The sequence below is a fragment of the Pseudomonas allii genome (assembly GCF_055380095.1).
The window spans coordinates 467538-480313 of sequence record NZ_AP039450.1 but is presented as its reverse complement, the minus strand read 5'-3'; the positions used below and the strand labels follow the sequence as shown (position 1 = coordinate 480313).

General features: G+C 63.2%; 14 protein-coding genes. 13 read left to right on the top strand and 1 reads right to left on the bottom strand.

Features of this window, described 5'->3' with window-relative positions:
* The first annotated feature begins 181 nt into the window (after window positions 1-181).
* Window positions 182-616 (top strand): thioredoxin TrxC, encoded by a 435-nt coding sequence (gene trxC / locus ACZ445_RS02175; protein WP_464704703.1) that lies wholly within the window; start codon window positions 182-184, stop codon window positions 614-616.
* A 141-nt stretch (window positions 617-757) separates the two neighbouring features.
* Here trxC and ACZ445_RS02170 read toward each other — a convergent pair whose 3' ends face one another.
* Complete coding sequence (locus ACZ445_RS02170; RefSeq protein WP_058423638.1) at window positions 758-1528, bottom strand: ParA family protein; 771 nt, start codon at window positions 1526-1528, stop codon at window positions 758-760.
* 349 nt (window positions 1529-1877) lie between these two features.
* Here ACZ445_RS02170 and ACZ445_RS02165 point away from each other — a divergent pair, with 349 nt between their 5' ends.
* The 12 genes from ACZ445_RS02165 to ACZ445_RS02110 are packed head-to-tail and all read left to right on the top strand — an operon-like array spanning window position 1878 to window position 12748.
* Window positions 1878-2597: a beta-ketoacyl synthase chain length factor gene (locus ACZ445_RS02165; protein ID WP_058423639.1), complete on the top strand. Its 720-nt coding sequence runs from the start codon at window positions 1878-1880 to the stop codon at window positions 2595-2597.
* Window positions 2573-3385, top strand: a complete 813-nt coding sequence (locus ACZ445_RS02160) for a lysophospholipid acyltransferase family protein (protein ID WP_058423640.1) — start codon at window positions 2573-2575, stop codon at window positions 3383-3385. The genes ACZ445_RS02165 and ACZ445_RS02160 overlap by 25 nt, the downstream gene beginning before the upstream one ends.
* The gene (locus ACZ445_RS02155; RefSeq protein ID WP_058423641.1) at window positions 3363-3632 is read left to right on the top strand and encodes a phosphopantetheine-binding protein; all 270 of its coding nucleotides are present in this window, start codon (window positions 3363-3365) and stop codon (window positions 3630-3632) included. Before ACZ445_RS02160 ends, ACZ445_RS02155 begins: the two co-directional genes overlap by 23 nt.
* 9 nt (window positions 3633-3641) lie before the next feature.
* On the top strand, window positions 3642-3896 hold the full coding sequence (locus ACZ445_RS02150; RefSeq protein ID WP_016979215.1) for an acyl carrier protein: 255 nt from the start codon (window positions 3642-3644) through the stop codon (window positions 3894-3896).
* Window positions 3893-4438, top strand: coding sequence for a COG4648 family protein (locus ACZ445_RS02145; protein WP_058423642.1), 546 nt, complete (start codon window positions 3893-3895; stop codon window positions 4436-4438). Before ACZ445_RS02150 ends, ACZ445_RS02145 begins: the two co-directional genes overlap by 4 nt.
* Complete coding sequence (locus tag ACZ445_RS02140; protein WP_464707957.1) at window positions 4435-6105, top strand: ApeI family dehydratase; 1671 nt, start codon at window positions 4435-4437, stop codon at window positions 6103-6105. The genes ACZ445_RS02145 and ACZ445_RS02140 overlap by 4 nt, the downstream gene beginning before the upstream one ends.
* Before the next feature lie 48 nt (window positions 6106-6153).
* Window positions 6154-6888 (top strand): glycosyltransferase family 2 protein, encoded by a 735-nt coding sequence (locus ACZ445_RS02135; RefSeq protein WP_058423644.1) that lies wholly within the window; start codon window positions 6154-6156, stop codon window positions 6886-6888.
* Entirely contained in the window at window positions 6885-7820 is a 936-nt protein-coding gene (locus ACZ445_RS02130; RefSeq protein WP_058423645.1) for an LpxL/LpxP family acyltransferase, read from the top strand. The genes ACZ445_RS02135 and ACZ445_RS02130 overlap by 4 nt, the downstream gene beginning before the upstream one ends.
* A complete protein-coding gene (locus ACZ445_RS02125; protein ID WP_058423646.1) occupies window positions 7804-9345 on the top strand; it encodes an HAL/PAL/TAL family ammonia-lyase in 1542 nt (513 codons plus the stop codon). Before ACZ445_RS02130 ends, ACZ445_RS02125 begins: the two co-directional genes overlap by 17 nt.
* Entirely contained in the window at window positions 9338-9763 is a 426-nt protein-coding gene (locus ACZ445_RS02120; protein WP_058423647.1) for an acyl-CoA thioesterase, read from the top strand. Before ACZ445_RS02125 ends, ACZ445_RS02120 begins: the two co-directional genes overlap by 8 nt.
* 29 nt (window positions 9764-9792) lie before the next feature.
* The gene (locus tag ACZ445_RS02115) at window positions 9793-10446 is read left to right on the top strand and encodes an outer membrane lipoprotein carrier protein LolA (RefSeq protein ID WP_058423648.1); all 654 of its coding nucleotides are present in this window, start codon (window positions 9793-9795) and stop codon (window positions 10444-10446) included.
* Window positions 10436-12748: an MMPL family transporter gene (locus ACZ445_RS02110; RefSeq protein WP_058423649.1), complete on the top strand. Its 2313-nt coding sequence runs from the start codon at window positions 10436-10438 to the stop codon at window positions 12746-12748. The genes ACZ445_RS02115 and ACZ445_RS02110 overlap by 11 nt, the downstream gene beginning before the upstream one ends.
* Window positions 12749-12776: the final 28 nt, after the last annotated feature.

Sequence of the window (12776 nt, the reverse complement as noted above, 5' to 3'; positions counted from 1 at the left end):
AATTTGCTATAGAGTCAATCGGACCGGTGGTGCTTTGTCGAACGCGCTTTCACAGCCTAGATAGGCACGCGCAATCGACGCGCAGAAATCTGTGAGCATATGCAACGTCGCTTAGAACTTGATAACACCTACGCCCGACTCCACATTGAGCTCCACTGACTGCTTTCGTTGGAGCCCCACCATGTCCGAACCTCTTGTAATCCCCTGCCCCCGCTGCAACGGCCTCAACCGCATCCCCGGTGAACGCCTGGGTGATACGCCAAAGTGCGGGCGCTGCAAGCAGCCGGTTTTGTTGAACAAGCCGTTTGAGCTGAAACAAGGCGATTACGCCAGCCAGATCAAAGGCGACCTGCCGTTGCTGGTGGATGTATGGGCCGACTGGTGTGGGCCGTGCAAGTCGTTCGCGCCGGTGTTTGAACAGGCGGCCGGGCAGTTGGAGGGCAAGTGCCGCTTGGCCAAGCTGGACAGCGAGGCCAATCAACAGTTGTCGGCGCAGTTGGGGATTCGCTCGATTCCCAGTTTGATTCTGTTCAAGAACGGCCGCGAAGTGGCGCGCCAGAGTGGGGCATTTGCGTTGCCGCAGTTGATGGCGTGGTTACGCAGCCAGGGCGTGTAACTCGCCCCTGAGCACAACACAGATCAAAAGTGGGAGGGGGCTTGCTCCCGATCGCGGTGGGTCAGTTGATGAATGGGTTGACTGACACTCTGCTATCGGGAGCAAGCCCCCTCCCACAGGGGTTTTGTGTTGTCTTTTAGATCACGCGTTTTCCAGCAGGTTATGCAACTCCACAAACTGCTGTGTCAGCTTATGCCGTGGGTCCAGGTGGATCAGCGGCTTGCTCTCCTGGTGCGACTCGCGCATGCGCACGGAACTGGCCAGGTACACCGGTAATACCGGCAAGCCTTCTGCAATCAGCTCCTCCAGCATCTGCTGCGGCAGGCTCGCCCGGGCCTGGAACTGGTTGACCACGATGCCTTCCACTTCAAGGCCTTCGTTGTGGTCTTCCTTCAACTCTTCGATTTCCGCCAGCAGGCCATAGAGGGCCTGACGCGAGAAGCTGTCGCAATCGAAGGGGATCAGCACGCGATCAGCGGCAATCAGCGCCGAAACCGCATAAAAATTCAGTGCTGGTGGCGTATCCAGGTAAATCCGGTCGTAATCTTCGCTCAGCTCATCCAGCAACTTTCGCAGCTTGTTGATCTTGTGCTTGGCTTCGAGCTTGGGCTGCAGGTCCGCCAATTCTGCGGTTGCGGTGATCACGTGCAGGTTGTCGAAGGGCGTCTCGTAGATATCCACCCGGTTTTTCTTCGAAAACGGCCCGGAAGACAAGGTTTGCTTGAAGAATTCGGCAATGCCCATGGGTATATCGTCGCCGGTCAGCCCAGTGAGGTATTGGGTTGAATTGGCTTGCGCATCGAGGTCCACCAACAGGGTTCGATAACCTTCGCTGGCGCTGACTGCCGCCAGGTTGCAGGCGATGCTGGACTTGCCAACGCCGCCTTTTTGATTGAACACCACACGCCGCATGGAAAAACCTCCGTGTATCAATGAATGTCCGAGTGTAGAGGGCAAAAGCGCCTGTTAGCTACCTCGTTCATCCATGCACTGCTGCATCACGATGCCATTGGCGCGATGACTGTCATATACAGCCCACAGATTAAAAAGAACGGTCCGACAATCCAGCCAGCCCCTGGGTAAAGGACAATCTGTAAATTCTTTCCACTATTTCGTAATCGACCGTGCACAAATCTTTACCAAAGTTTGCTAGAACCCCACGGCACCGGGATAATGCGCGCCATTCGGCTATTGTTCCCTGTCCCGGTATTCGGGGCCAACAGCCGCACATGGAAGCCCGCAGGGGCGGGATAACTTCTCAGTGATCACTTTCAACATCGCCCAATGGCGCGCCTGGGCCCCCGGGCTCGATAGCGTGGACGACTGGCGCGCCTGGTGTCAGGCACCGGCGTTGCTGCCCGCAAGTGATGCAGCCCCCGACGTCTCGTTCCTGCCAGCCATGCAGCGCCGCCGCCTGAGCAGGCTGGCGCGCATGGCGTTCAGCGTGGGTTGGCCGTTGGCCGAAGGCCTGCAGGACCTGCCGCTGGTGTTTATTTCCCGGCATGGCGAGACCCCGCGCACCCTCGACATCCTCAGCGACCTGGCCAGCGAGCAGCCGCTGTCGCCGACCCAGTTCAGCCTGTCGGTGCACAACGCGGTAATTGGCCTTTGGTCGATCCTGCGCAATGAAACCAGCGAAATGACCGCCCTCGCCGCCGCCGGCGATGGCCTGGAGCACGGCATGCTCGAAGCCGCCGCGCTGCTCAACGAGGGCGCGCCAGCGGTTTTACTGGTGATTACCGAGGAGCAGCCGCCCGAAGCCTATGCCAGCTGGATCGTTGACGTACCCTTCCCCTACGCCCTCGGTCTGCTGCTGACGCCGGGCGACGAGTGGCAGTTGGAACTGAACAGCGGCACTGTCCAACACACTCAAACCCAGTGGCCCCACGCCCTGAACCTGCTGCGCACCCTGCTCACCGAACAGGTCGCCTGCCAACATGCCTGGAAGAACCGCGTATGGAACTGGCAACGCAAGCCCTGAATGACAAACCACGGGACGCCTATTACTGGCGTCTGTTCGCCACCGCCGCCAGCTTTGCGCTGTTCGGCTTCGGCGGGTTGTGCCTGCGTTTGCTGGTGTTTCCATTGCTCAGTTGCCTGCCAGGCAGCGCTGCAAAACACCGCAGCCGCGCCCGCCACACCATCAGTTGGCTGTTCTGGTTCTTTATCCGCCTGATGCAACGCGCCGGCGTGCTGACCTACAGCGTCGAAGGCGCCGGAAAGCTGGGCCGTCCGGGCCAGATGATCATCGCCAACCACCCGTCGCTGATCGACGTGGTGTTCCTGATCGGCCTGGTGCGCCAGGCCAACTGCGTGGTCAAGCAGAGCCTGTGGCAGAACCCGTTCACCCGCGGCCCGGTGCGCGACGCCGGTTATATCAGCAACGACGGCAGTGCCGAGATGCTCGATGCTGCCGCAGACGCCCTGCGCAGCGGCCAGACCCTGATCATCTTTCCCGAGGGCACCCGCACCACACCCGGCGCGGCGCCTGCCTTTCATCGCGGCGGTGCCGCCATTGCACTGCGGGGTGCGACAATCATCACCCCCGTGGTGATCAAGGTCAGCCCGACCACGCTGACCAAAGCCGAACCCTGGTATCGCATCCCTAAATGCCGCGTGCACTTCAGTTTGCGGGTGGGTGCCGATATAGAACCACAGGCGTTCGCAACACTGGGGCCCGCGCCCCAGGCCTCACGCAAGCTCAACGATTACCTGCATCACTATTTTATTAAGGAGCTCGCCGAAGATGAGCGACCAACACCGCCTTGAGCACGACATAAAGGCGCTGATCATCGAGGCCCTGGGCCTGGAAGACATCAGCGTCGACGACATCGGCAGCGAGCAGACCCTGTTCGGCGAAGGCCTCGGCCTGGATTCGGTAGACGCCCTGGAACTGGGCCTGGCGATCCAGAAAAAGTACGGCATCAAGATCGATGCCGACGCCAAGGACACCCGCAATCACTTCACCAACGTGGCCAGCCTTGCGGCGTTCGTCACGGCCAGACAGGCAGCTTGAGACCGGACCATGCAAACTCGTGACGATATTTTCAACACCCTGCGCGATGCCTTGGTGGAACTGTTTGAACTGCCGCCGGAACGCGTCACCCTGGACGCCAATCTGTACCAGGACCTGGAAATCGACAGCATCGATGCCGTCGACTTGATCGACCATATCAAGCGCCAGACCGGCAAGAAGATCGCCGCCGAGGAATTCAAGGCGGTGCGCACCGTGAACGACGTGGTTGAGGCGGTGTACCGTCTGGTCACGCCTGCCGCATGAGCCGGCTGATCGGCCTTGGCCTGTTGCTGGCGGGGCTGCTGTACCCCTTTGCGGTGTATTACGGCACCGAACACTTCGCACCGTGGCAATTCGGCCTGTTGCTGGGTGGCCTGTGGCTGCTGCGCGCGCTGACCGGTGCACGACGTCCCGGCAGCCGCTGGATGGCGCTGGCGGTGATCGTGTTCTGCCTGTTGCTGGCCTGGTTCGACAACCCGCACTTGCTGCGCTGGTACCCGAGCCTGGTCAGCGCGTTCATGCTGGCGTTGTTTGGTTTGAGCCTCAAATACGGCCCGCCGATGGTCGAGCGCCTGGCGCGCATGACCGACCCGGTATTGCCCCCGCATGCCATCGTGTATACCCGCCAGGTCACCGTGGTGTGGAGTGTGTTTTTTCTGTGTAATGGCTTGCTCGCCGCCGCCCTCACCCTGTGGGCGCCGCTGAGCTGGTGGACGTTGTACAACGGCCTGATCGCCTACGGGCTGATGGGGCTGTTGTTTGCCGTGGAATGGCTGGTACGACAAAGGGTTCGAGGCCGCGTATGAATGGGTTGAAACTTGAGCATGTGTTGCTTGAGCCGCTGGAACAGCGTCCGGTCACCACCGAACCTGCCATGAATCACGCCCAGCTGTGGGCATACTCCCTGAGCCTGGCCGCAGGCCTGCAAGCGCGCGGTATCCAGCGCCTGGCCGTGTACCTGGAAGACGCGGGCCTGCTGGCGATTGCTCTGCTGGGTGCCTGGCGGGCCGGGGTCAGCGTGTTGCTGCCGGCCGACCTGCAACCTCAGACCCGCCAACGCTGGGATGAGGCCGTCGATGCCTGGCTGACCGAAGCGGCTGACCTTGAGGCGCTGTATGCGGCGCCACTGAGCGCTACCGTACTCGACCTGGACACTTGCCACCTGAGCCTGTGCACCTCCGGCTCCAGCGGCGAGCCCAAGCGCATCGACAAGACCCTGCGCCAACTGGCCAACGAGATCGAGGCCCTGGAAACCCTGTGGGGCCAGGACCTCAAGGACGCCTGCATCATCGGCAGCGTCGCCACCCAGCACATCTACGGCTTGCTGTTCCGTGTGCTGTGGCCGCTGTGCGCCGGCCGTACCTTTGTGCGCAAGCAACTGGCCTTCCCTGAAGACATGCAGCGCGCCAGCCGCGAACATGCCCAGTTTGCCTGGGTTGCCAGCCCGGCATTGCTCAAGCGCATGGGCGACAACCTCGACTGGCCGGCGCTGAGCCAGGTGTCGCGGGTGTTTTCGTCCGGCGGCGCATTGCCGGTGGACGCCGCCGGCAGCCTGTACGACCGCTTGCAACAGTGGCCGACCGAGATTCTCGGCAGCTCGGAAACCGGCGGCATCGCCTGGCGCCAAGGCGCACAGCCCTGGCAGCCCTTTGCCGACGTGCAACTGAGCCAGAATGCCGACGGCGCCCTGCGCATTGTATCGCCTTACCTGCCTGAGGGGCATGTCGAACAAACCGCCGACGCCGCACGCATCCATGCCGATGGCCGTTTCGAGCTGCTTGGCCGCCTGGATCGCATCGTCAAGCTGGAAGAAAAACGCATCTCCCTGCCCATGCTGGAACACGCGCTGATGGCCCACCCGTGGGTCGCCGAAACCCGTCTGGGCGTAGTCCAGGAAAATCGCGCTTCACTCGGGGCGCTGGTGGTGTTGAGCGCTGAAGGCCTGCATGCGTTGCGCAATCAAGGCCGCCGAACCGTCACCCAAACCTTGCGCCAACACCTCAGCCAGCACTGCGAAGCCCTGGCGCTGCCGCGTCGTTGGCGGTTGCTGAGACAGCTACCGCTGAACAGCCAGGGCAAACTGCCTCAGGCCGACGTCGAGGCACTGCTGCTGGCACCCCGGCCCAAGGCACCGGAAGTCTTGGAGCGCGTCGAAGCCAATGGCGAATGGACCGTGCAACTGAGCGTACCGCCAGATCTGGCCTACTTCAGCGGCCACTTCCCGGTCACGCCGGTGCTGCCGGGCGTGGTGCAGGTCGAGTGGGCGTTCAACCTGGGCCAGCAACTGCTCGATTTGCCACCGAGTTTTGCGGGTATGGAAGTGCTCAAGTTCCAGCAACTGGTGCGCCCAGGCGATGCCATCGAACTGCACCTGCGCTTTGATGCGCAGCGCGGCAAATTGTATTTCGCCTATCGCAATGGTGTTGCGGCCTGCTCCAGCGGCCGGATTTTGCTGGAGAAGCCAAGTGAATAAGCTTTTGTGGCCTACGGGCTTGTTATTTATCAGCCGGTCGGGTGAGCAATGCATAACCCCTGCGCCCTGATCCCGGTCTACAACCACGAAGCCGCCGTGCCGGCCGTAGTCCGCAGCCTGCTGGACAGCGGCCTGCCCTGCCTGCTGGTGGATGACGGCAGCAGCCCGGCGTGCGCGGCGGTATTGGCGCAACTGGCAACCCTGGAAAACGTCATCCTGCTGACCTTGCCCAGCAACCAGGGCAAAGGCGGCGCAGTGATGGCCGGCTTTCGCGAAGCCGCACGCCTGGGTTTCAGCCACGCCCTGCAAGTCGACGCCGACGGCCAGCACGACCTGCGCGAAGTCGAGACCTTTATCGACACCTCGCGCCGGCACCCCGATGCAATCATCTGCGGCTACCCGGAATACGACGACAGCGTGCCCAAGGGCCGTTTGTATGCGCGCTACCTGACCCACGTGTGGGTGTGGATCAACACCCTGTCGTTGCAGATCCGCGACTCGATGTGCGGTTTTCGCGTGTACCCGCTGGCACCGGTGCTGGCGCTGATGGACTCGGCCTACATCGGCACGCACATGGACTTCGACTCCGACATCCTGGTGCGCCTGGCCTGGCGCAACCAGCCGATGCGCTGGCTGCCGACCCAGGTGCATTACCCGGCCGATGGCCTGTCGCACTTCCGCCTGTTCCGCGACAACGTGCGCATCTCGGCCATGCACACCCGTCTGTTCTTCGGCATGCTGATCCGCGCGCCGATGATCCTGTGGCGGCGGTGGCAGGCATGAACGACAGCACTAAACACTGGGCCGACCGCGAGGAGCGCGGCAGCTATTGGCTGATGAAACTCACCGCCTTCGCCGCCAAGGTCCTTGGTCGTCGGCTGCTGAGCCCGGTGTTGTACGGCATCGTCCTGTACTTCTTCCTGTTCGGCCGCACCGCGCGCCAGAGCGCCTGGCAATACCAGCAGCGCCTGGCCGACTGGAGCGGGCGTGACGAACTGCGCCCTACCCACTGGAAAGTCTTCGGCCAGTTCATGGCCTTTGCCGACGCCTTGCTCGACAAGCTCGACGTGTGGAACGGCAAGCTGCGCCTGGAACAGATCGAGATCAATGACCCGGCGCAATTGCGCGGGCAACTGCGAGGCGAGCGCGGACAGATGCTGGTGGGCGCGCACCTGGGCAACCTCGAAGTGTGCCGCGCGCTGGCCGAGATCGGTGAACAGGTCACCATGAACGTGCTGGTGCACACCAAGCACGCCGAACAATTCAACCGCCTGTTGGGCGAGGCCGGGGCTACGCACTTGCGCCTGATCCAGGTCAGCGAGCTGGACCCGGCCACCATGCTGCTGCTCAGCCAGCGCCTGGACGATGGCGAGTGGCTGGCAATCGCCGGCGACCGCGTGCCGCTGCATGGCGGGCGCACGGTACGCGTGGATTTCCTCGGCCATGACGCGGCTTTCCCCCAAGGCCCGTGGCTGCTGGCCGGCCTGCTCAAATGCCCGGTGAACCTGTTGATGTGCCTCAAGCACGGCAGCCGCTATCGCCTGAGCATCGAGCCGTTTACGTCGCTGATCGAATGGAAACGCACCACCCGCGAGCAGGTCATAGCCCTGTGGACCGCACGCTACGCCGCACGCCTGGGCCAGTTCTGCCTGGAAGCGCCCCAACAATGGTTCAACTTTTACCCTTTCTGGAAGACCGATGACCCCGCATCTTGAGCCGGTAACCTTTGGCGAACGCCCTTTGCGCATCGAAGACGTGCTGGCCCTGGCCAACCGTCAGGCGCCTACGCAGTTGCAGGATGACGCCGCCTATCGCCAGCGCATCGCCAAGGGCGCGCAGTTCCTCGACTCGCTGCTGGACAAGGAAGGCGTGATCTACGGCGTGACCACCGGCTACGGCGATTCGTGCGTGGTGGCGGTGCCCTTGCAGCACGTCGAGGCCCTGCCCCGTCACCTCTATACCTTCCACGGTTGCGGCCTGGGCAAGTTGCTCGACGCCCAGGCCACCCGTGCGGTGCTGGCCGCACGTTTGCAGTCGCTGTGCCACGGCGTATCGGGTGTGCGCGTGGAGCTGCTGGAGCGCCTGCACGCGTTCCTCGAACGCGATGTGCTGCCGCTGATCCCGGAAGAAGGTTCGGTGGGCGCCAGCGGTGACCTGACACCGCTGTCCTACGTGGCCGCAACGCTGTCCGGTGAACGCGAAGTGATGTTCCGTGGCGAGCGCCGCCAGGCCGCCGATGTGCACCGCGAACTGGGCTGGGACCCGCTGGTGCTGCGCCCCAAGGAAGCCCTGGCGCTGATGAACGGCACCGCCGTGATGACCGGCCTGGCATGCCTGGCCTTCGCCCGCGCCGACTACCTGCTGCAACTGGCCACGCGCATCACCGCGTTGAACGTGGTGGCGCTGCAAGGCAACCCGGAACACTTCGACGAGCGCCTGTTCGCCGCCAAACCGCACCCGGGGCAGATGCAAGTCGCCGCCTGGCTGCGCAAGGACCTGGCCATCGATGCGCCCACTGCGCCGCTGCATCGCCTGCAAGACCGCTACTCGCTGCGTTGCGCACCCCACGTCCTCGGCGTGCTGGCCGACAGCCTGAACTGGCTGCGCTCGTTCATCGAGATCGAGCTGAACAGCGCCAACGACAACCCGATCATCGACGCCGAAGAAGAACGCGTGCTGCACGGCGGGCACTTCTACGGCGGGCATATCGCTTTTGCCATGGACAGCCTCAAGACCCTGGTGGCCAACGTCGCCGACCTGCTCGACCGCCAGCTCGCGCTGCTGGTGGACGTGCGTTACAACCACGGCCTGCCGAGCAACCTGTCCGGCGCGCCGGCTGATCGCGCCATGATCAACCACGGCTTCAAGGCGGTGCAGATCGGCACCAGCGCCTGGACCGCCGAAGCCTTGAAAAATACGATGCCGGCCAGCGTGTTCTCGCGCTCCACCGAGTGCCACAACCAGGACAAGGTCAGCATGGGCACCATCGCCGCCCGCGATGCGATCCGTGTGTTGGAGCTGACCGAACAAGTCGCCGCCGCGACTTTGCTCGCCGCCAACCAGGGCGTGTGGCTGCGGGCCCAGGCCGAGGATGCGCGACCGCTGCCGCCGGCCTTGGCCGCCATGCACGCGGAACTGGCCCAGGACTTCCCACCGGTGATCGAAGACCGCGCCCTGGAAGGCGAACTGCGCCTGTGCCTGCAACGCATCGCCGAGCAACACTGGAGGCTGCATGCGTAGCCAGGGCGTACTGCATTGCGACACTGAAATCCTCGTGCCGTTTTTTGACGTCGACACCATGAACGTCGTGTGGCACGGGCATTACGTGAAGTACCTGGAAGTGGCGCGTTGCGCGTTGCTGGACAAGCTCGGCCACAACTACACGGCGATGCTCGAATCGGGCTACGCCTGGCCGGTGATCGACCTGCAACTGCGCTACGTGCGCGGCGCCGTGTTCGGCCAGACCATCAACGTGCGCGCCAGCCTGGTGGAGTGGGAGAACCGCTTGAAGGTCAATTACCTGATCACCGATTTAGCCAGCGGCGAGCGTTTGACCCGCGCCAGCACCGTGCAGGTGGCAGTAGAGATTGCCAGCCGCGAGATGCAGTTGGCCTCCCCCAAAGTCTTCACCGACGCCGTCGAAAGGGCCCTGAAATGAAATCCCATGTGGGAGGGGGCTTGCCCCCGATGGACTTCAACGATAACGCGATCCGCCGGACACTACGCAGCGCCCTCAGGCTCATCGCGGGCAAGCCCGCTCCCACATTATTGATAGGGTTGCTCCTGAGCTTTAGTGCACACGCTTTCGACTTGCAGCAACTCAGCGATCAACTGGCCAAACCATCGGTGATCCACGGCAACTTCACCCAGGAAAAACACCTGCGCGCCCTGCCCCAGCCATTGGTCAGCAAAGGCACCTTCGTGCTCGCCAAGGACCATGGTCTGCTGTGGCTGCTGAAAACCCCACTGCAGCAGGACTACCGCATCAGCGCCCAGGGCATTGCCCGTCGCGATGCCAATGGTTGGCAACTGCTGCCGAACAAGAGCGCCGGTGCCGAGCAAAATCGGCTGTTCCTCGCCGTACTGCAGGGCGACAGCAGCGGCTTGCAGCGAGACTTCGAACTGCAATTGAAAGGCGAAGCCAACGACTGGAAGCTGACGCTGATCCCACGCTCGCTGCTGTTAAAACAAGTCTTCACCCAGATCAATATCGACGGGGGCGAGTTGGTGCAAAAAATCGAGCTGCTGGAAACCCAGGGCGACAGCACCCTGCTGCGCATGCAGGACAGCACCGCAGCCCAGCCCTTGAGCGACGCGGAGCAACACGACTTTGCCCAGTGAGCGCCTGCTGCCGCGCCTGTTCCTGATCCTGCTGGTGGCCGTGCTGGCCCTGGCCGGCTGGCAATGGCGTCACGGCGCGCCGCTGTCGGCCAACCTGATGGAACTGGTGCCGGGCAGCACCCCGGATGCGCTGGAACAGCAAGCCGAACAACGCATGCAGGAACCGCTGAACCGCGAAATGCTGGTGCTGGTGGGGCATGCCGACCGCCAGCAAGCCGTGGCCGTGGCGCAACAGTTGGGCGAGCGCTGGCAGGCCAGTGGCTTGTTTGAAAAAGTGCAGTGGAACCTGCAAGCCGATTTGCCGGCGCTGCGTGAACAATTGCTGCGTGGCCGTCTGGCGATGCTGTCAGCCAAGGACCGCGAACAACTGACCGAACACCCTGACGCGTTTATCCAGCAACGCGTACAGGCCCTGTTCGACCCCTTCACCGGGTTCAGCCTGGTGCCGAGCCAGGATGACTGGCTCGGCCTGACCGGACGTATCCAGAACAGCCAACCGCAACACGGCTCGGTGCAGCTGGATATCGGCAGCGGTGCGCTGATCGCCAATGCCGACGGCAAAAGCTGGGTGCTGCTGCGGGCACGCACCACCGGCAATGCCTTCGACATGAAACTGCCGCTGCAGGTGGCGGACCTGCTCCAGGCCAGCCGCGAGCAAGCCGGTCAGCAAGGTGCGCAGTTGCTTGCCGCCAGCGGTTTGCTGTACGCCGCCAATGGCCAGCAGCAGGCCACGCGGGAGATTACCTGGGTCGGTGGCGGTGCTACCGTCGGCATCCTGTTGTTGCTGCTGCTCGCCTTCCGCCGCTGGCGCGTGCTGCTAGCGTTTGTGCCGGTGCTGGTGGGTATGCTGTTTGGCGCGGTGGCCTGCGTGGCGCTGTTCGGCCATATGCATGTGATGACATTGGTGCTGGGCTCCAGCCTGATCGGCGTAGCGGTGGATTACCCGCTGCATTACCTGTCGAAAAGCTGGAGCATGAGCCCGTGGCGTAGTTGGCCGGCGCTGCGCATCACCTTGCCGGGCTTGAGCCTGAGCCTGGCCACCAGTTGCATCGGCTACCTGGCGCTGGCCTGGACGCCGTTCCCGGCACTGACCCAGATTGCGGTGTTCTCGGCGGCGGGTCTGGTCGGTGCGTACCTGTCGGCCGTGTGCCTGCTGCCGGCGCTGCTCAAGGGCGTCGAACTGCGCCCGGCGCAATGGCCGCTGCGTATTGCCGAATGCCTGTGGCTGGTGCGCGAGTCGTTGCTCAAGCGCGTGCCGAGCCCGGCATTGCTGGCGCTACTGCTGCTGTTTTGCGCCGGTGGTCTGTGGCACTTGAACAGCAAGAACGATATCCGCCAGTGGATCGGCGCGCCGCCGCAATTGCTGCAAGAGGCCCAGGCCGTGGCGCGGATCACCGGGTTCCAGCCCACCAGCCAGTTCTTCCTGGTGCGTGCAGACAACCAGCAGCAACTGTTGGAGCGTCAACGCGCGTTGGGCCAACGCCTTGATCAGTTGGTGAACATGGACAAGCTCCAGGGCTACCTGGCGCTCAATCAACTGGTCAGCCTGCCCGCCGAACAGCAACAACTGCGCGACGCGCTAAACGCACTCGCGCAACACTGGCAGCCGCTGCTGGACCTCGGCGTACCCGCCAGTGCCTTGCAAGCCGAAGTCGCCCAGTTGCAAGCACTGCCCACCCAAGACATCGATGCCGCGCTGAAAGGCCCGCTGGCCGAACCTTGGCGCACGCTGTGGCTTGGGCAGGTGGACGGCGGCGTGGCGGCGATGGTCAGCCTGCAAGGCTTGAACAACCCCGCGCTGCTGCGCGTGCAAGCGCTGGATCTGCCCGGCGTGCAGTTGGTCGACCGCCTGGGCGACTTGAACCGGGTGTTTGCCGACACCCAGATCAGCGCCGCTGAATTGAAATTGATGTCCTGCGTCTTGATCGTCCTGCTGCTGATCCTGCCGTTCGGTTTCGGCGGGGCCTTGCGCATCGTCGCCCTGCCATTGCTGGCGGCGCTGTGCAGCCTGGCCAGCCTCGGTTGGCTGGGCCAGCCGCTGACGCTGTTCAGCCTGTTCGGCCTGCTGCTGGTCACGGCCATCAGCGTCGACTACGCGATCCTGATGCGCGAACAGATCGGCGGCCCTGCGGTCAGTCTTCTCGGCACATTGCTGGCGGCGCTGACGACCTGGTTGTCGTTTGGCCTGCTGGCGGTGTCCAGTACACCGGCGGTGAGCAATTTCGGCTTATCGGTCAGCCTGGGCCTGGCCTTCAGCTTGATGCTGGCGCCCTGGGCCGGGCAACAGAAACACGCCTTATGAATGTGATTATCGCCAATGTGGCAAGGAG

Excerpts from the sequence above, each read along its gene's own strand:
- ACZ445_RS02140 (WP_464707957.1), top strand. The coding sequence starts at position 4,435 with ATGAATGGGTTGAAACTTGAGCATGTGTTGCTTGAGCCGCTGGAACAG.
- ACZ445_RS02150 (WP_016979215.1), top strand. The coding sequence starts at position 3,642 with ATGCAAACTCGTGACGATATTTTCAACACCCTGCGCGATGCCTTGGTG.
- ACZ445_RS02120 (WP_058423647.1), top strand. The coding sequence starts at position 9,338 with ATGCGTAGCCAGGGCGTACTGCATTGCGACACTGAAATCCTCGTGCCG.
- ACZ445_RS02130 (WP_058423645.1), top strand. The coding sequence starts at position 6,885 with ATGAACGACAGCACTAAACACTGGGCCGACCGCGAGGAGCGCGGCAGC.
- ACZ445_RS02160 (WP_058423640.1), top strand. The coding sequence starts at position 2,573 with ATGGAACTGGCAACGCAAGCCCTGAATGACAAACCACGGGACGCCTAT.
- ACZ445_RS02135 (WP_058423644.1), top strand. The coding sequence starts at position 6,154 with ATGCATAACCCCTGCGCCCTGATCCCGGTCTACAACCACGAAGCCGCC.
- ACZ445_RS02145 (WP_058423642.1), top strand. The coding sequence starts at position 3,893 with ATGAGCCGGCTGATCGGCCTTGGCCTGTTGCTGGCGGGGCTGCTGTAC.
- ACZ445_RS02115 (WP_058423648.1), top strand. The coding sequence starts at position 9,793 with ATGGACTTCAACGATAACGCGATCCGCCGGACACTACGCAGCGCCCTC.
- ACZ445_RS02170 (WP_058423638.1), bottom strand. The coding sequence starts at position 1,528 with ATGCGGCGTGTGGTGTTCAATCAAAAAGGCGGCGTTGGCAAGTCCAGC.
- ACZ445_RS02155 (WP_058423641.1), top strand. The coding sequence starts at position 3,363 with ATGAGCGACCAACACCGCCTTGAGCACGACATAAAGGCGCTGATCATC.
- ACZ445_RS02125 (WP_058423646.1), top strand. The coding sequence starts at position 7,804 with ATGACCCCGCATCTTGAGCCGGTAACCTTTGGCGAACGCCCTTTGCGC.
- trxC (WP_464704703.1), top strand. The coding sequence starts at position 182 with ATGTCCGAACCTCTTGTAATCCCCTGCCCCCGCTGCAACGGCCTCAAC.